We start from the raw sequence: 15,533 nt of genomic DNA, 5'->3' as shown, positions 1-15,533 counted from the left end.
TAGGGTCAAAAGGTGTGGAGAGTGTGTGTGGAGAGAGCGGTATCAGGGTGGGTAGCACGGGTAAGACGCAGGGTCCGGGGTAGACGGGCGGCGTACTGAGGGGGCCGAGGTGCGCGTGATGCGATGCCGCACCGGCGCCCCGGATCGGGGAGCGCGGACGAGCTCAGCGGGCGTGGGGGCGGTATTCGAGCAGGTCGCCGGGCTGGCAGTCGAGCACCTCGCAGATGCGGGTCAGGGTGGTGAAGCGGATGGCCCGCGCCCGGCCGTTCTTCAGGATCGAGAGGTTCACGTGGGTGACGCCCACCCGGTCCGCCAGCTCCGTCAGGGTCATGTCGCGCGCTTGGAGCAGCCGGTCGAGATGGACCGCGATGGCGTGCTCTTCGTCGGACATCAGACCGTGCCCTCCAGGTCTTCGCGCATGGTGCAGCCGATCCGCATGATCCGGGCGAACGAGAGGATGCCGATGCCGGTGAGGATGGCCATGAAGGGGACATCCCACAGAAGCAGTCCCCACAGCGCCTGCAGGCCGCTCTCGTCGCTCAAGGCGGAGACCACCACCCTCTCCACCACGGACGTGACCATCGCGGAGAGCACACTGCCGACCAGCAGCCACCATCCCAGTCCCCGCAGCCGCCCGGCGGTCTGCGCGGTGTACAGCCCCTCGCGCTCAGCACCCTTGATCAGTCGTATGACGAGCAACAACGCTCCGATCGTGAAAGCGAGGGGAACCAGCCGGGACGTGGTGTCGAGAAGGTTCAGGACCACTCCGGCGTCCTGCGTGCAGTACTTCGGATGGGCATCCAGGATGACCTCGGCCCCCGGTGCGGGCTTGAAACCCGAGCTCGATTCCGCACCGCTGTCCGCGCTTGTCGTCGCAGCCGTGTCGGTGGCGCATACGGACGCGTCGCCGATGCCGAGCACGGACACGTTGTCCGCGAAGAGCATGCCGATGACCCCCAGCGCCAAGAGCGCCACCATGAGTTTCACCAGCATCCGGGCGGTCGTCGACATCGGTTCCAGTGGATTGAGCGTCTTCGCCATCACGGCCCCCCGAGTGGTGCTCTATATCGTTTATCGATAACAACGATAAACGATATAGAGCACCACCCGAGCTGGCAACCCCCTGTCGGCGCGTGCGGAGGGCCGATGCCAGCCCCGAGGCCCCCCACGACCGCTGTGATGACCTTGGTGGTCCGCCTCCGGTATGAATCAAGCAGGCGAAGCACCACGACGAGATGAGGACGGCTCCAGCCTTCTGGCCCTCTGGAACTCCTCGCCCTCCCCAGACCTGGACGGGCGCCGGACCCACTCCAGCGGCTACTGATACTGGCCCGTGTGCACGAGGTGCTGGCGGTGGTCGTGAGCGGTGGCCGACCGGACATGCACGGATGCTGCTAGATGGTCTTCTCCGGCCGTACAGCCCATCGGCTTGCGGTGATGGCGGCGCCCAGGAAGAAGAGAACCATCCCGAACTTTTTGTCTTCCTCGGCGATGCGCTTGTCGGCCCATGCCTGGAAGCGGTCGTCGTTGGAGGAGTGGTCGCCTTGGTGGGCGAGGACGTCGTCCCAGTCGCCTTGGTAGGCGAGGAGGGGCTCCCGGTCGCCCGCGGAGGCGTTGACGGCGGCTTGGTCTGCGGTGGCGCTGTCGATACTGGCGGGAATGTAGATGACCGCGCCGATGGCGGCTATGAGGAGCCCGACGAGCGTGAGGCCGAGGCGGGTGCGGCGTCGGGCTGGGCTCATACGTACTCCTTGGCGCAGGCTGGTAGAGGTGTGACTCGCGGCCCGGCCAGATGGTTGTGGGCGCTCAGTCAGGCGCGTCGGTCAGTGCGGATGTCAGCCGCTGCCCTTGGTCAGTACTTGTTGCCGAGTGCTTCGAGATTCTTGCCGAGCGGATAGTCGGGATCCACGCCAGTGCGGTTACGGTCGCCGGTAGCGCCCGCAGGCGTCATGGCCCACGGAGCCTTGCCTTGGTACAGCGGTGTCAGGTGGCCGTCCGCTGTGCGGCTGCTGCCGTGGGCGGGCGTCAAGCCGCTGTCACGCGGCCGGAGAACATCGCTCGTGGGCGCGGCACCGGTGCCGCCGGACCAGTGCTCGTCGCTGGCGGTGGCGGTGGCTCTGGCGGAGGTGCCGGCGCTTGCGGGAGTGGCTACGAGCGCGATCGCGGCACCTGCGGCGAGCGCGGCGATGACGGCCAGGAGCGTCTTGGAACGCATGGTTTCCCCCGGTGGTGTCGAGTGCGTTTCTTGCCACGGTGCCCGGACGAGTGGGGGAGGGGGAAGGGGTGCCCAGACTCCTGCACAAGCGGGGGCCTGCGGTCAGCACGGGATCCGGTTCATGATCGCAGGGTTTCGCGACGTGACCGGCGCCAACGGCAAGATTGCAAACGGCAACACTGTTGCCCTCAAGGGGTGTTGGGGACGTCATCTCCCTGGTGCCGAGATCCCCTTGGGGGCACACTCCGCACTACCCACGACGACGGGCAGGGCCCATGATGACGACATGGCTGCCGGCGAAGACCTGCTCTGGGACGCGGACGACAAGAGCATGCAGATGGTTCCGCGGCTTTGGCGCATGGGGGTGACGGCCGGCTGCCTCGGCTTCCTGGGCCTGCTGCTGGGGACAGAATCGGACGCCACATGGGTCGTCTACGCAGGTGCTCTCTACCTACTGGGGGAGATCGCCTTCTGGGCGTGGGACCGCCGGCGTCTGGTCGAGGCGCGCATCGTCCCGAGCAACGGCAACGGCAACGGTAACGGTAACGGCGACGGCGATGGCGACGGCGGCGGCTCCGTCAGGCTCCGCCTCCGCCGCGTCGGCGGACGGGTCACCGAACACGACCCCCGTCACGTAACCCGCGTCATGCTCATTCACGACAACGTGCACGACCTGGCAAGGCTCCGCCTGAGCCTGCGCGGCAGGAAACTCCTCTTCGGGCGCCCAGGCCACCCGCCGGCGCTCACCACTTGGCGACACACGTGCCCGAAGGCCCAAGTCAGCGACAGGGCCGCGAATTGGGGCATGCCAGGAGTCCCCGACTAGCGCGCTTTGCGTGTGGCCGGAACAAGCCCCACCTGCCCCCGGACATCCCCACCGCAGGTACAACCCCCGCTCGCCTGCCGGGACTTCGAGATCTCGCGGAAGGTCTGGTTCGTTGGCGCCGCCCCTGTTAGCCTCCGCACCCACTCATCATACATTCACGCATCGCGTGTATGAATGGAGGCGCCATGCGGGGACATGTACGGGGACACATGCGGGGACAGAGGGCCGTGGTGCTGGGCGGAAGCGTGGCGGGGCTGTGCGCCGCGGGAGTGCTCGCCCGGCATTTCACCGAGGTGATCGTCCTGGAGCGGGACCGGCTGCCGCCCGGCGCGCAGCATCGGCGGGGCGTGCCGCAGAGCAAGCACCCGCACTTCTTGCTCAACTCCGGGCGCCGCGCGATCGGCGACATCTTCCCGGGGTTCGAGGAGCGGCTGATCGCCGCCGGCGGGATGCACCTGATGCCGTCGATGGACGCGGCGTACTGCGAGAGTGACGGCTGGGCCCCGCGTAAGACCGGATCGATGACGATGGTCTACAGCTCCCGGGTCCTCATCGAGCGGGTCCTGCGGGATCACGTGCGCGCGCTGTCGGCCATCGAGATCCGCGAAGGCGTGACGGTCACCGGGCTGCGTACCCGCGGAGGCGGTACCGCGCACGGGCGCGTCGAAGGAGTGGAGTACCGCAGTGGCGAGGAGTCGGTCCAGCTCTCCGCCGACCTGGTCGTCGACGCCTTGGGGCGCGGCTCGGCCGTCGCCGAGTGGCTGTGCGCGGCGGGGTGGCCGACGCCGCCGGAGAAGACCCTGGACGCCAAGGTCACCTACACCTCGCGGTGGTACGACCTGCCGCCCGCCGACCGGCGCCCGCTCTCGTGGTGGTGGAAGCACCTGGTCGTCACCCCGGTACAGGACACGCCGGGCCCTCGTGACCAACCCGAGGAGCACGCCTTCCTCAGCAACTTCTTCCCGATCGAGCAGGACCGCGCCATCGTGTGCATGGGGTCGTGGGGCATCCGCATGCCGCGCGAGATCGCCTCCTTCGAATCGGCCGTGGACCGCGTACGGGCCACGGCCTTCGGACAGGCGACGCGGGCCTGTACGCCGACCTCCGAGGTGCACCTGCCCCGTGCGACCGGCAACAAATGGCGCCGCTTCGACCTCCTTGGGCAACCCCCGCTCGGTCTGGTCTGCATCGGTGACTCGATCTGCGCGTTCAACCCCTTCTACGCCCAGGGGATGAGCTCGGCGGCCCGCTCCGCCCTCCTCCTCGCCGACCTGCTGCAAGAACGCGACGACCTGGACATCGCCTTCTTCCGTACGTTCCTGGACCGGCAGAAGAAGTCCCTCGACGTGCCGTGGATGCTGGCGATGGCCCGTGACCAGGCTTATGACTTCGCGACCGGCAGCGAGGTCGTCGCCGCCTGGCGCCGGAAGCTGGCCGCGCGGTTCAGCTGGCCGGTCTTCAACGCCATCACCGCCACGAGCCGCGAGGACGCCTACGTCGAGCGGACCTTCGCCCAGGTCTTCAACCTCGACAAGTCCCTGCGGCAGATGGCCACCGATCCGCGGTTCTGGTTCGGCATCGTGCGCTACAAGGTGCGCCAGCGGCTGGGACGCACGGTCGTACCCGGCGGTTTCGACGACCAGAAGGACCCGCCCGGCACCGACTTCAGCGACCCCACTCCTGCCGGTGCCAGGCCGCCGGCCGCGACCGGCCTCGTCGACCACTGACCATTGACCCGAGGAGCACACCATGGGCTACTCATGCGACGCAGCGGCCGAGCGCCTGGCGGAACGGCTGGGCCACTCCTGTCACCACGCCGAACCCATCGTGGACGTCCGCAACCCCTTCGGCCTCGAGAACGCCACCATGCCGTTCCTCGAACTGCTCGTCATCGGCGGCGCGGTGTTCGCTCTGATCCACGCCTGGCGCCGGTGGCGGCGCGACGGCGACCCGGTCAACATCTCGCTGTGGTTCGCCTCGATCGTCTACCTGGCGGTGATCGAGCCACCCCTCTACTTCCCGGACTGGTTCGGCCTCCAGGAGCACGTCGGGCTCATCTTCTCCCACAACGTGTTCACCGTGCAGTTCATGTACGACCGGCTGCCGCTGTACATCGTGGCCTTCTATCCGGCGCTGTCCCAGCTCGCCTACGAGGTGATCCGCGCCCTCGGCGTCTTCGTGCGGCGCGGGCCCCTGGCCGGTTCCTTGGCGGTCGCGTTCACCTGCCAGGCGTTCTACGAGATCTTCGATCAGCTCGGGCCCCAACTGCGATGGTGGGCTTGGAACACCGACAACGAGATGATCAATGCGCCCGCGCTGGCCTCCGTCCCGATGAACAGCATGTTCCTGTTCGCATCGGTCTCCTTCGGTGCGCTGACCTACCTCGTCACCCTGCTGACCGGCACGAAGAGGGGACGGGGCCCGCTCACCGGCCGTCAGATCAGCCTGCGCACCCTGGCGGCCGGCGCCCTGACCCCTCTGGCGATGGCGGTGGCGGGCCTGCCCAGCAACCTCTTTCGCGGCGGGGACCACCTCGGCATACAGCAGGCCATCCTCACCACCGAACTGGCCCTGGTATGGATCGCGGGCCTGATCCTCCTCGCGGACGCATGGCGCGCGGCGTCGCGGGCCGACCAACCCCCGGTACCGTCACCGCAGTTCGCGCGGATCTATCCGGCGCTGTATCTCGGCGTCCACATGGTCCTGTGGCTGATCGCCCTGCCGGCCTACTTCGCGGCGGACGACGGCATCACCGAGCAGGGCACCCCGGTCGGCAGCCTCTGGTACGCCGCCCTGTGCGCCCTCGCCGCGGCCGGGCTCATCGCGGCCGTGCTGCGCGCGACCACGTCCAAAAAGATCCGTGAGCCTGTGCGATCCTAGGGCCATGGGGCACCACGGCTGGGGAGGCAGACCTCCCGCATCGGACGCGGAGGCCCGCCAGCGCATCGTTGACGCGACCGCTCGCTGCATCGACCGACATGGCGTGACGAAGACGACCCTGTCCGACGTCGCCGGCGAACTCGGCGTCACCCGCCAGACGGTCTACCGCCACTTCGGGCGCATCAGCGACATCATCGGCGAAGTGGCGGCCCAGGGCGCCGAGTCGTTCGTCGACTCGATGATCGCGCATCTTCAGGGCATCACCGACCCGGCCGAAGCCGTGGTCGAAGGGATGGTCTTTTGCGTACGGACCATCCCCGCCGAGCCCCGCCTGAGCCTGCTGCTGCAATTCGAGGACACCACCGCCTTCGGCCGCGGCACCACCACCGAAGAGACCATCGCCTACGGCGCGAAGATGCTGCGGCGCTTTCCCGTCGACTGGACCACCGCCGGCATCGAGCAAGAAGACCTCCCGGGCCTCGCCGAGATCATCATGCGCCTGTTGGCGTCCCTGCTGCAGCACCCCGGCCAGCCGCCGCACGACGAAGAAGGGCTGCGCACCTTCCTCACCCGCTGGCTGGCCCCGGCCCTTCGCCAGCCCCCGCAGGCCGGCACTCGGATCACGCCTGCTTGAGGATGTCCGTCGCCGACTGCGTGCGCGGGAGCGGCTTCTGAGTCGGACCTGATCTGCCCGTAGGCGGGCTGGCGGGCCCACGTCCCATCGGTGCCCCTCTGGCCCTCGATGGCGTCATCCACCTTTCCTCGACGCCGACTGCATCAGTCCTGAGGCGTAAACCCGTGGGCTGACGCGACCGCGGGAGGTTGGTCGGCGGGCCGATGCCGCAGGGCAGAGCCACGTGACAGCGTCGCTCATGTGCCCAAGCACCATGCACCGCGGCACGACTGACGACCCGTCAACAGGGAGGCCCCATGACCACTCAGCCGTTCACCACAGGAAAGGACATGACAGGAAGAGGCATGGCAGGAGAGGGCGTGAGAGGAAAGGGCGTGACAGAAAAGGGCATGACGCGCCGCAGCCTGATGGGAGCCGCCCTGGCCGCCGGGGCCGCGCTGCCGCTCGCCGCCGTGGCCGGCCCCGCATGGGCCGCCCCGGTCGCGGATGTCCCCGCCGCGAGACGGCTGATCCTGCCCGCGCCCACCGGTCCGCACCCGGTGGGCACGGTCCCGCTGCGCCTGGTCGACCGATCACGTCCGGACGCGATTGCGGGCCCCGGGCACTTCCGCGAGGTGATGGCCACGGTCTGGTATCCCGCCCGGGACGTGCGGCGCTACCCCGTGGCGCCCTGGATGCCGACCGGCGCCTTTCGTGTGTTCGTGGCCGACGCGGGGCTGAGCGAGCTGGCTTCCATGGGGCCGCTCACGGCCGGCCGCGTGGGCGCGCCGGTGCGGCGAACCGTGCGGGGGCTGCCCGTCGTCGTGTTCTCGCACGGTGCGCACAGCCACCAGGGCGACCACACGATCATGGTCCAGGAACTCGCCAGCCACGGATACGCGGTGGTGACGGTGGCGCACCAGTACGACACGTACACCGAGTTCCCCGACGGCCGCATCGCTGTTCCGCTTGACGATGCCCAAGCGCCGACGATGCCCGGAGACTTCGCCGCTGACCTGCGCTTCGTCGTCGACTGTGTCGAGCGGCTCGCCGCCGGGCGCAATCCCGATGCCGACCGCAAGGAACTGCCGGCGGGGCTGCTCGGCTCCCTCGACGCACGGCGCGTGGGAGCGTTCGGCTGGTCGAAGGGCGGGACGGCGACCGCCTGCGCCATGCTCGCCGACGAGCGCATCCGGGCCGGGCTGAGCCTGGACGGCCCGATGCAGATGAACCCGCCTCTGGCCGGTGACCTGGACCGGCCGTTCATGCTGATGTCGGCCGAGTTCACGCGGGCCACGGATCCCGCGGTCGCCGCCTTCTGGTCGCTCCTGCGGGGCTGGCGGCTGAACCTTCGGGCGCAGGGCGCCGCCCACGTCTCGTACGGCGACAACGAGGCGCTGTTCCCGCAGGTGGCGAAGGTGTTGGGGTGGAGCGATTCCCAGCTCCAGGACGTGATCGGCACGCTCGATCCCGATCAGGCGGTGAGGATCCAGCAGGCCTATCCGCTCGCCTTCTTCAACCAGCACCTGCGCCACCGCCGGGAACACCTCCTCGATGGCCCGTCCCCGGCTTTCCCAGCGGTGACCTTCCTCCCGTGAACAACCCCGGGGCCTGGCACGTGCCGTTCGACGGCAGTCACCGCCCCGGGAGTTCCCTTGGACCGGGAGAACGCGCAAGAGAGGGACGCTTCACCCTTGAGGGGGGCGCTCCCCGGCACGCGAGGCGCCCGCCGCTGTGTAACCCCTGCGCCGGTCTGGTGTCCGGGTGGCTCCGCGGACGACGATGCTGTCATGACGATCGACAGCTCGTGGTTGCGGATCGAGAACTGGTTGTGTGAGTACGCGCCGGCCGCCTGCGCCTCTTTGCCGCCTGCCACGGACTCTGATGCGGTACGCGCGGCGGAACGCCGTTGCGGGTTCGCGTTTCCTGCGGACTTGGTGGCGTTGCTGTGCCGCCATGACGGCTCAGGGCAGTGCCTGCTGCCCGGCAACTACCGGCTGTCCGGAGCAGATGAGATCGCGGACGACTATCTGGCGTGGATCGGGTCAGGGCGGCGGGACGTGCCCGATGGACTGCGTTATTGGCGTTCCTCCTGGTTGCCTCTGGCCGGAGATGGCGCTGGGGGTTCCCTTTTTTTGGAGGTGGCACCAGGTGACCGGCACGGTCACATCGGTACGCATGCCCACGGTGACGGGGCACGGTTCGACGACAGGCCCCACTACACGTCGCTGCAAGCCCTGCTCAGTTGGGCCGCGCAGGCCCTGTCCGACGGTTCTGCAACGGATGTCCTGGACTACGTGCTCATCATGGACGAACAGGGGCTTCCGTACTGGGAGGACGCGGATGCCGAACACGACGGCGTCACAGTGGTCTGGGACATGGCCGCCTTGGAGAACCGCTACGGAGAGCTCTGACCTCTCGCGAGCCGTGAACACGGGGAGTACCCCGATATTGCCTCCAACTGCGGTCGGGCTCTGGCATTTCACCGACCACGGCACAGCCATCAGGCGACCGTGTGCCGTCGCGTGCCCATGGCCGTCACGGAGCCGGGGGGCGGCCTGGCCCGGCGCGGATCCTTGCCCCGCGGGCTGATCGCGGGCGAGAGCGGGTTCCCTGTCTGTCAGATGTCGAGAGAGCCGAGATGGCGGCGGAGGACGGCGCGGGCTGCTGCGGTTGTTTCCCCGTGTGTCTGCCGGGCTGCTTGGTAGTCGGGGGTGGGGACGCCGGCGCCGGCGGCCAGGACCTCGCGGATGGTGCGCAGCGAGGCGTACGACGCGTCGATGGCGGCCGCCACCTCGTCGGTCGCCGTGAGGATCAGCCGTTCCCGTGCTTCGTCACAGCCCGATGCCTGGTACACCTGCCGGATCCTGGCGGCCCGCGCCTGAGGGCTGGGGTGCTCCTCGTCGGCGGCCAGGCGCATCGCTTCGTGTGCCCGGCGGAAGGACACCAGGCATTCCGCGTACAAGTTCCGGTGGTCCTGCAACCTGTTGTCGCGCAGGGTGCGCCGCCAGCGCATGTGCTCGCCGGCCAAGGTGGCGCCCACCCCGAGCACGGCCCCCAGTCCCGTCCCGATCAGACTCGACCACTCCACGCAGGCCGATATTGCCATGCGAGGCGAGGGCATAGAAGGCCGTCGGCCCTCTTCGTTTCGCGAGGTCTCGCCGGAACTTGCAGGTTCTCGCAGGTGGCTCGGTGGTCGGTCAGGGGAGGTGAGGGAGGGGGCGTCGGGCGACCTCGTGGGCGTCGTCCGGCGGGACGCCCAGCATGCGCAGGACCATCTCGGCAAGGCTCACCGCGGCGTCGTCGCCGTCCACGTCGGGGCGGGCGAATCTCAGTTCCATGAGGGACAGCAGGGTGCCGCCCAGGGCCGACAGGGCGACCGTGGGGTCGACGGCGGTGAAGCGGCCGGAGGCCATGCCCACCTCGACGTCCCGCAGGGCCCGCCGGGCCAGGCCGTTGTCCGAGTGGATGTGGCCAAGACCCCGGCGGCGCAGCACCTGCATCAGCTCCGGGTGTGACTGGGCCATGCGCGCACTGAGCCGGAAGCCCGTCGCGACGAGCTCCGCGGGGTCCTCGATGTCGGCCAGGCGCTCGTCGAAGGTCTGGCCGAACTCCTCCAGCGCGTCTTGCACCGCCGCCTCGAACAGCTCCGTCTTCGACGCGAAGTGGTTGTAGAAGGAGCCGAAGCCGACGTCGGCGCGCTCGGCGATCGCCTGGATGCTGACGCCGGTGTCCCCGGTCTCGGCGAGGATCTGCCGGGCCGCGCGGACGAGCGCCGCACGCGTCTCGGCGCGACGCCGCTCGAATCGGTTGCTGGGCGGGGCTGACGTAGGCATACGCGGAGTCTAGTCGTGCGGGCGATGAGGATCGCAGTCCTGATGAATCCATCAGATCTTTGCGTCGGTGTCTTGACGATGTAAATCTCAGACTTGATGATTCCATCATCATGCTGATGCCGTTTGGAGGGCGCCATGTCCGAAACCCGCGTCAACGCGCCCGGAAGCCCGGACGCCAGGACGGCCCACCAGGACCTCCACAGCGCCCAGGGCGCCCTGCGCGGCGAACACCCCGGGCGCTCCCGCAACCCGGTGATCAAGGTGGCCGACCTGGCCTGGCTGGAGTTCGAGAAGCCCGATCTGGAGCGGGCCGAAGTCTTCGCCCGGGACTTCGGCTTCGGCATCGCCGCCCGGAGCGAAAGCGCGCTGTGGCTGCGCGGAACCTTCGCCGGCTCGCCGTGCATGGTGATCCGGCGCGGCCGGACCTCCCGTTTCATCGGCCCGGCCTTCCGCGCCGCCGAGCGCGCCGACCTGGACCGGCTGGCCCGCGCCACGGGCACGTCGGTACGCGAGGCGGACGTGCCCGGCGGCGGCACGGCGGTCGACCTGCTCGACCCCTCCGGCTTCCCGGTCCGGGTGGTGCACTGCGCGCAAGAACTGCCCGCGCTACCCGACCAGCAGCCGCTGCTGCTCAACTTCGGGACCACCCACCCCCGTACGAACGCCCCCCAGCGCCCGCCGCGTGAGCCCTCCCGCATCCAGCGTCTGGGCCATGTGGTCCTGGAGACACGGGTGTTCGGCCGGGCCCTGGACTGGTACCTGGACACCCTCGGGATGATCGTGTCCGACTTCCTGTTCCTGGACGGCCAGCGCGGCCGGGGCCCGACGATGGCGTTCCTCCGCTGCGACCAGGGCAGCCGGGCCGTCGACCACCACACGCTGGCCATGCACCTGGGCCCGGGCAACGGCTACGTCCACTCCGCCTACCAGGTGACCGACCTCGACTCGATCGCCGCCGGCGGGGAGTACCTGGCCGAGCGCGGCTACCGGCGCAGCTGGGGAATCGGCCGTCACATCCAGGGCAGCCAGCTCTTCGACTACTGGCGCGACCCCGACCACCTCATGCTGGAGCACTTCGCCGACGGCGACCTGTTCTCCTGCGATCTGGAGCCCGGCTGGGCCCCCATGTCGACCACCGGCCTCGCCCAGTGGGGGCCTCCCGCCACCCGGGACTTCCTCGGCGCAAGTCCCTCCCCGCAGCGGCTGCGGGACGTCATCGAAGCCCTGCGCGGCGACAACGAGATGGATCCGGCACGCCTGCTGGGCCTGCTCAAGGCCGCCAACTCCTGACCCCTGTCTCGCACGCCCACCCCCTCACAAAGGCACTGACATGAGCACGAACGTCCTGCGCACCGCCGACGGCTGGTGGGTCCTTGACGGCGAGCGCGCCGTCCCCATCGCCACCGAGGCCATCACCACCGCCGAGCTGATCGCCGACCGGGCAGCCGTGGGCGAGGCCGCCCTCTCCGGGGAGGCGGGCATACCCGTCACCGAGCTGACCGCACTCTCGCCGGTCACCACCCCCTGCCGGGTGGTCGCCCAGATGGTCAACTACCGCAGCCATGCCCGCGACTCCGGCTTCACCGGCGACATCCCGCCCGCCTTCTTCCGCAAGGCGTCCGGCTCGGTGAGCGGCCCCGCCGAGGCGATCGTCCGCCCGGCGCACGTGAAGCTCCTCGACTACGAGATCGAACTCGGGCTCGTCATGGGCGCACCCCTGCCCATCGGCACCGTGGTCGAGGAGCGCGACCTGCCCTCGTACGTCGCCGGAGTGGTGCTCACCAACGACGTCAGCGCCCGTGACGTCCAGCTGACCAAGACGCAGTTCTACGAGAGCAAGTCGTACCCGACCTTCACGCCGACCGGCCCCTGCCTGGCGCTGCTGGAGCCCGAGGACTTCACCCATCTCCTCGATCTGCGGCTCAAGCTGTCGGTCAACGGCGAGCTGCGTCAGGACCGCACCCTCGCCGACATGATCGTCCGCCCGGCGCAGGCGCTGACCTTGCTGGCCCGCTTCCAGACCCTCGACCCCGGCGACCTGCTGCTCACCGGGACCCCCGGCGGCACGGCCCTGAAGGCCCCGCCCAAGGCGGTCGAGAAACTCGGCGCGCTGCTGCCGCCCGCCCTGAAGTGGAAGACGTTCTTCAAGAGCCAGGCCCGTAACTCCCGATACCTGCACACCGGCGACCTGATCACGGCGACGATCGCGACCGCGGACGGGCGGATCGACCTCGGCGAACAGCGCACGCCCGTCACGGACGCGAAGTAGCAGAGGAACTGAGATGAGCCGCACATGAACGCCGACCAGGCCACGCCCCGGAACACCGCGCCCGGACCGCCACCGGCAGACCCGGCGCCCGTCGTCATCATCGGCGCCGGGCCGGTGGGCGTGACCACCGCCCTCCTCCTGGCCCGGCGCGGCATCCGCACCCTCGTCCTGGAACGCCACCGGGACATCTACCCCCTCCCGCGCGCCGTCGCCACCGACGACGAGGTACGCCGCATCCTCCAGGCCGCAGGCGTGGGCGAGGAGTTCGCCGCGCTCGCCCGCCCCGCCAACGGACTGCGCCTGCTGGACGCCCGCCACCGGGTCATGGCCGAGTTCCGGCGCTCCGAGCACGGCCGGCACGGCTACCCGCAGACCAGCATGTTCGACCAGCCCGAGCTGGAACGCCTGCTGCGCGAGGCCCTCGCACGCCGCCCGGAGTGCCGGCTGCGGGCCGGCGTCGAGGTCACCGGCGTCGACCCGGAGCCGGGCGGCCCCGTACGCGTGACCTACCGCGACGACGACGGTGAGCACCAGCTGCGGGCCGAGGCGGTCCTCGGCTGCGACGGCGCGGGCAGTCTCACCCGCGACGCCATCGGCGCCACCTGGCAAGACCTGCACTTCGAGGAACGCTGGACCGTCATCGACGTGCGCACGCAAGCCCCCGTCCGCTCTTGGGACGGCGTCGACCAGGTCTGCGACCCGCACCGGCCGGCGACGTTCATGCGGGTCGGAGAGGACCGCTACCGCTGGGAGTTCCGGCTGCACGACCGCCGGGCCCCGGTCCGCGAGCTGATCGCCCCCTGGCTGCCGCCCTCGTACGACGGGAAGGTCGACGTCGTACGAGAGACGCAGTACACCTTCCGGGCGCGGATCGCCGACCGGTGGCGCCGCGGACGGGTCTTCCTCCTGGGCGACGCCGCCCACCTCACCCCGCCGTTCATCGGGCAAGGACTGTGCTCGGGCCTGCGCGACGCCCACAACCTCACCTGGAAGCTCGCCCGAGTCCTCCAACAGGGCGGCGACGAGCGGCTCCTGGACACCTACGAGAGCGAGCGCAAACCGCACACCCGGCATCTCATCCGACTCGCCGTCGCCACGGGCTGGGCCATGACCGGCGGCCAGGACGGCGCCGCCGCGCTGCGCCGAAGACTGCTGGCCGCCGCCTGCCGCGTACCCGGTCTGGCCGCGGCGGCGGGCCCAGACCTCAGCCCACCCCTGAGCGCCGGCCCTCTCGTGCGGCGCGGCACCCGCAAGAGCCTTGTGGGCACGCACTGCCCTCAACCATGGGTAGGACGAGACGGCCGACGCACCCGCCTCGACGAGGTCCTCGGCGACACCTTCACCGTCCTGACCGCCACCGACCCCTGGCCTTCACTCAGCGCCCTGACTCACGGGCTCGGCGCCCCGGCGATCCCCGTCACGGACCTCGGTGACGACGGCACCCTCTCCGGTTGGCTGCGCGCCGGCCGTGCGGACGCCGTCCTGCTGCGCCCCGACCGCGTCGTCATGGACGTCGTCCCCGCCGGGGCACACACCTTCACGAACACCGCCGCTTGGGCCCCTCTCCTGCACACCACGCGCCACCCCAGCCCTGCCCGCTGCACGGCCACGGGTCGGGAAGGCCTCGGCTAGGTTGATCGCATGGCGCGGGAGCGTTCGGTTTCTGGGGGACGGGGCACCGGTAGGTGCATCCGCGTTGTCCGGGCGTGGGTTGATGGCTGGTGGGAGGGGTGGCGGTGGCGATGCGGGTGATTCCGTTGACCGGCGGGCCGGTGGAGTTGCGCGGCGCGCTGGACGTGGACACCACGTCGACAGGGGTGATGCCGCGTCGCTTGCCCGCCTGGACCAGGGAGCAATACCAGGATCCGTCGGTGGAGGGGGTGAGCGTGATGCCGTCGGGTGTGCGGCTGGTGTTCCGCACCGATGCCCGGGAGCTGGAGCTGGAGGTGCTCACCTTCACGGGACAGCTCGACACCGACCCTGAGCCCCGCCCGACCGGGGTCCTGGAACTGCTCGTGGACGGCACGCTGGTGGAGCGTCGGCAGACGCCGGTGGGCCACGTGATGCGGATGACGGGCCCGGGCGGCGTACAGCGTCTGATACCGGGGGAGCCGGGGACGGTACGGTTCACCGGCCTGCCGGCCGGCATGAAGGACGTGGAGCTGTGGCTGCCGCAGCAGACTCCCACGGAGCTGGTGGCCCTGCGCGCCGACGGTGAGGTGTTGCCGCCGCGTGCGGACGGCCGGCGCCGCTGGGTGCACCACGGCAGTTCCATCAGCCACTGCCTGGAGGCTGACGGCCCGACCGGTACGTGGCCGGCGGTGGCCGCCGCCCTCGGTGGGGTGGAGGTGGTCAATCTCAGCCTGGCGGGCAACGCGCTGCTGGACCCCTACGTCGCCCGGACCATCCGTGACCTGCCCGCCGATCTGATCAGTCTGAAAGTGGGCATCAACATCGTCAGCCTCGCCGTCTTCCGGCTGCGGACGTTCGGCCCGGCGGTGCACGGCTTCTTGGACACGATCAGGGACGGGCACCCGGACACCCCGCTGCTGGTCGTGTCCCCGGTCAGCTGTCCGGCACTGGAACAGACCCCTGGGCCGACCAAGTTGAGCCCGGACGGGAAGATCGTGGCCACGGGGGACCCGGCCGAGGTGGCCATGGGCGCGTTGACGCTGGAGGTGGTGCGAGACGAGCTCGCTCGGATCGTACGGGCCCGGCAGGCACGCGATGCCAACCTGCACTATCTCGACGGCCGCGACATGCTCGGCCCGGACGAGACTGAGGACCTGGCCGACGGTCTGCACCCCAACGCCCCCGCCTACCGGCGGATGGGCAAGCGCTTCGCGGCCCACGCCTTCGCAGACGAGGGCCCTTTCCGCTGAACGAGGCGCCCT

General features: G+C 69.9%; 16 protein-coding genes. 10 read left to right on the top strand and 6 right to left on the bottom strand.

Features of this window, described 5'->3' with window-relative positions; genetic code table 11:
* Nucleotides 1-163 precede the first annotated feature (163 nt).
* The 4 genes from QBL25_RS02310 to QBL25_RS02295 all read right to left on the bottom strand — a co-directional run bounded on the left by QBL25_RS02310 (nucleotide 164) and on the right by QBL25_RS02295 (nucleotide 2,215).
* Complete coding sequence (locus tag QBL25_RS02310; RefSeq protein WP_409055257.1) at nucleotides 164-391, bottom strand: helix-turn-helix domain-containing protein; 228 nt, start codon at nucleotides 389-391, stop codon at nucleotides 164-166.
* Nucleotides 391-1,011, bottom strand: a complete 621-nt coding sequence (locus QBL25_RS02305) for a DUF2975 domain-containing protein (protein ID WP_409055256.1) — start codon at nucleotides 1,009-1,011, stop codon at nucleotides 391-393. The genes QBL25_RS02310 and QBL25_RS02305 overlap by 1 nt, the downstream gene beginning before the upstream one ends.
* Nucleotides 1,012-1,394: 383 nt before the next feature.
* Nucleotides 1,395-1,742, bottom strand: a complete 348-nt coding sequence (locus QBL25_RS02300; protein ID WP_409055255.1) for a hypothetical protein — start codon at nucleotides 1,740-1,742, stop codon at nucleotides 1,395-1,397.
* Nucleotides 1,743-1,852: 110 nt separating this feature from the next.
* Nucleotides 1,853-2,215 (bottom strand): hypothetical protein, encoded by a 363-nt coding sequence (locus QBL25_RS02295; protein ID WP_409055254.1) that lies wholly within the window; start codon nucleotides 2,213-2,215, stop codon nucleotides 1,853-1,855.
* Between the two features lie 121 nt (nucleotides 2,216-2,336).
* Here QBL25_RS02295 and QBL25_RS02290 point away from each other — a divergent pair, with 121 nt between their 5' ends.
* The 6 genes from QBL25_RS02290 to QBL25_RS02265 all read left to right on the top strand — a co-directional run bounded on the left by QBL25_RS02290 (nucleotide 2,337) and on the right by QBL25_RS02265 (nucleotide 8,948).
* On the top strand, nucleotides 2,337-3,041 hold the full coding sequence (locus QBL25_RS02290; protein WP_409055253.1) for a hypothetical protein: 705 nt from the start codon (nucleotides 2,337-2,339) through the stop codon (nucleotides 3,039-3,041).
* A 209-nt stretch (nucleotides 3,042-3,250) separates the two neighbouring features.
* A complete protein-coding gene (locus tag QBL25_RS02285; RefSeq protein ID WP_409055252.1) occupies nucleotides 3,251-4,768 on the top strand; it encodes an FAD-dependent oxidoreductase in 1,518 nt (505 codons plus the stop codon).
* A 22-nt stretch (nucleotides 4,769-4,790) separates the two neighbouring features.
* The gene (locus QBL25_RS02280) at nucleotides 4,791-5,921 is read left to right on the top strand and encodes a hypothetical protein (protein WP_409055251.1); all 1,131 of its coding nucleotides are present in this window, start codon (nucleotides 4,791-4,793) and stop codon (nucleotides 5,919-5,921) included.
* A 4-nt stretch (nucleotides 5,922-5,925) separates the two neighbouring features.
* Nucleotides 5,926-6,555 carry a TetR/AcrR family transcriptional regulator gene (locus QBL25_RS02275; RefSeq protein ID WP_409055250.1) on the top strand — a complete coding sequence of 210 codons (630 nt, stop codon included), beginning with the start codon at nucleotides 5,926-5,928 and terminating at the stop codon, nucleotides 6,553-6,555.
* Between the two features lie 374 nt (nucleotides 6,556-6,929).
* Complete coding sequence (locus tag QBL25_RS02270) at nucleotides 6,930-8,132, top strand: alpha/beta hydrolase family protein (RefSeq protein WP_409055249.1); 1,203 nt, start codon at nucleotides 6,930-6,932, stop codon at nucleotides 8,130-8,132.
* 192 nt (nucleotides 8,133-8,324) lie between these two features.
* Nucleotides 8,325-8,948, top strand: coding sequence for an SMI1/KNR4 family protein (locus QBL25_RS02265; RefSeq protein WP_409055248.1), 624 nt, complete (start codon nucleotides 8,325-8,327; stop codon nucleotides 8,946-8,948).
* 206 nt (nucleotides 8,949-9,154) lie between these two features.
* On the opposite strand, the gene QBL25_RS02260 is transcribed toward QBL25_RS02265, so the two are convergent.
* Nucleotides 9,155-9,643, bottom strand: a complete 489-nt coding sequence (locus tag QBL25_RS02260) for a hypothetical protein (protein WP_409055247.1) — start codon at nucleotides 9,641-9,643, stop codon at nucleotides 9,155-9,157.
* Nucleotides 9,644-9,734: 91 nt separating this feature from the next.
* A complete protein-coding gene (locus QBL25_RS02255; RefSeq protein ID WP_409055246.1) occupies nucleotides 9,735-10,370 on the bottom strand; it encodes a TetR/AcrR family transcriptional regulator in 636 nt (211 codons plus the stop codon).
* A 135-nt stretch (nucleotides 10,371-10,505) separates the two neighbouring features.
* Here QBL25_RS02255 and QBL25_RS02250 point away from each other — a divergent pair, with 135 nt between their 5' ends.
* From QBL25_RS02250 to QBL25_RS02235, 4 genes are all read left to right on the top strand, one after another.
* Nucleotides 10,506-11,660 (top strand): VOC family protein, encoded by a 1,155-nt coding sequence (locus tag QBL25_RS02250; RefSeq protein WP_409055245.1) that lies wholly within the window; start codon nucleotides 10,506-10,508, stop codon nucleotides 11,658-11,660.
* Between the two features lie 40 nt (nucleotides 11,661-11,700).
* Nucleotides 11,701-12,639 (top strand): fumarylacetoacetate hydrolase family protein, encoded by a 939-nt coding sequence (locus QBL25_RS02245; RefSeq protein ID WP_409055244.1) that lies wholly within the window; start codon nucleotides 11,701-11,703, stop codon nucleotides 12,637-12,639.
* Between the two features lie 24 nt (nucleotides 12,640-12,663).
* Nucleotides 12,664-14,271, top strand: a complete 1,608-nt coding sequence (locus QBL25_RS02240) for a bifunctional 3-(3-hydroxy-phenyl)propionate/3-hydroxycinnamic acid hydroxylase (RefSeq protein ID WP_409055243.1) — start codon at nucleotides 12,664-12,666, stop codon at nucleotides 14,269-14,271.
* 110 nt (nucleotides 14,272-14,381) lie between these two features.
* Complete coding sequence (locus tag QBL25_RS02235) at nucleotides 14,382-15,521, top strand: GDSL-type esterase/lipase family protein (RefSeq protein ID WP_409062520.1); 1,140 nt, start codon at nucleotides 14,382-14,384, stop codon at nucleotides 15,519-15,521.
* Nucleotides 15,522-15,533: the final 12 nt, after the last annotated feature.

The organism is Streptomyces sp. SYP-A7185 (assembly GCF_046103685.1).
Classification (GTDB): domain Bacteria; phylum Actinomycetota; class Actinomycetes; order Streptomycetales; family Streptomycetaceae; genus Streptomyces.
Note: the sequence above shows the minus strand (reverse complement) of the source record. Positions and strands in the feature narration are given on the sequence as shown.

Bases quoted from the DNA above. Each gene is read 5' to 3' on its own strand.
- QBL25_RS02310 (WP_409055257.1), bottom strand. From the start codon at position 391: ATGTCCGACGAAGAGCACGCCATCGCGGTCCATCTCGACCGGCTGCTC.
- QBL25_RS02305 (WP_409055256.1), bottom strand. From the start codon at position 1,011: ATGTCGACGACCGCCCGGATGCTGGTGAAACTCATGGTGGCGCTCTTG.
- QBL25_RS02300 (WP_409055255.1), bottom strand. From the start codon at position 1,742: ATGAGCCCAGCCCGACGCCGCACCCGCCTCGGCCTCACGCTCGTCGGG.
- QBL25_RS02295 (WP_409055254.1), bottom strand. From the start codon at position 2,215: ATGCGTTCCAAGACGCTCCTGGCCGTCATCGCCGCGCTCGCCGCAGGT.
- QBL25_RS02290 (WP_409055253.1), top strand. From the start codon at position 2,337: ATGATCGCAGGGTTTCGCGACGTGACCGGCGCCAACGGCAAGATTGCA.
- QBL25_RS02285 (WP_409055252.1), top strand. From the start codon at position 3,251: ATGCGGGGACAGAGGGCCGTGGTGCTGGGCGGAAGCGTGGCGGGGCTG.
- QBL25_RS02280 (WP_409055251.1), top strand. From the start codon at position 4,791: ATGGGCTACTCATGCGACGCAGCGGCCGAGCGCCTGGCGGAACGGCTG.
- QBL25_RS02275 (WP_409055250.1), top strand. From the start codon at position 5,926: ATGGGGCACCACGGCTGGGGAGGCAGACCTCCCGCATCGGACGCGGAG.
- QBL25_RS02265 (WP_409055248.1), top strand. From the start codon at position 8,325: ATGACGATCGACAGCTCGTGGTTGCGGATCGAGAACTGGTTGTGTGAG.
- QBL25_RS02260 (WP_409055247.1), bottom strand. From the start codon at position 9,643: ATGGCAATATCGGCCTGCGTGGAGTGGTCGAGTCTGATCGGGACGGGA.
- QBL25_RS02255 (WP_409055246.1), bottom strand. From the start codon at position 10,370: ATGCCTACGTCAGCCCCGCCCAGCAACCGATTCGAGCGGCGTCGCGCC.
- QBL25_RS02250 (WP_409055245.1), top strand. From the start codon at position 10,506: ATGTCCGAAACCCGCGTCAACGCGCCCGGAAGCCCGGACGCCAGGACG.
- QBL25_RS02245 (WP_409055244.1), top strand. From the start codon at position 11,701: ATGAGCACGAACGTCCTGCGCACCGCCGACGGCTGGTGGGTCCTTGAC.
- QBL25_RS02240 (WP_409055243.1), top strand. From the start codon at position 12,664: ATGAACGCCGACCAGGCCACGCCCCGGAACACCGCGCCCGGACCGCCA.
- QBL25_RS02235 (WP_409062520.1), top strand. From the start codon at position 14,382: ATGCGGGTGATTCCGTTGACCGGCGGGCCGGTGGAGTTGCGCGGCGCG.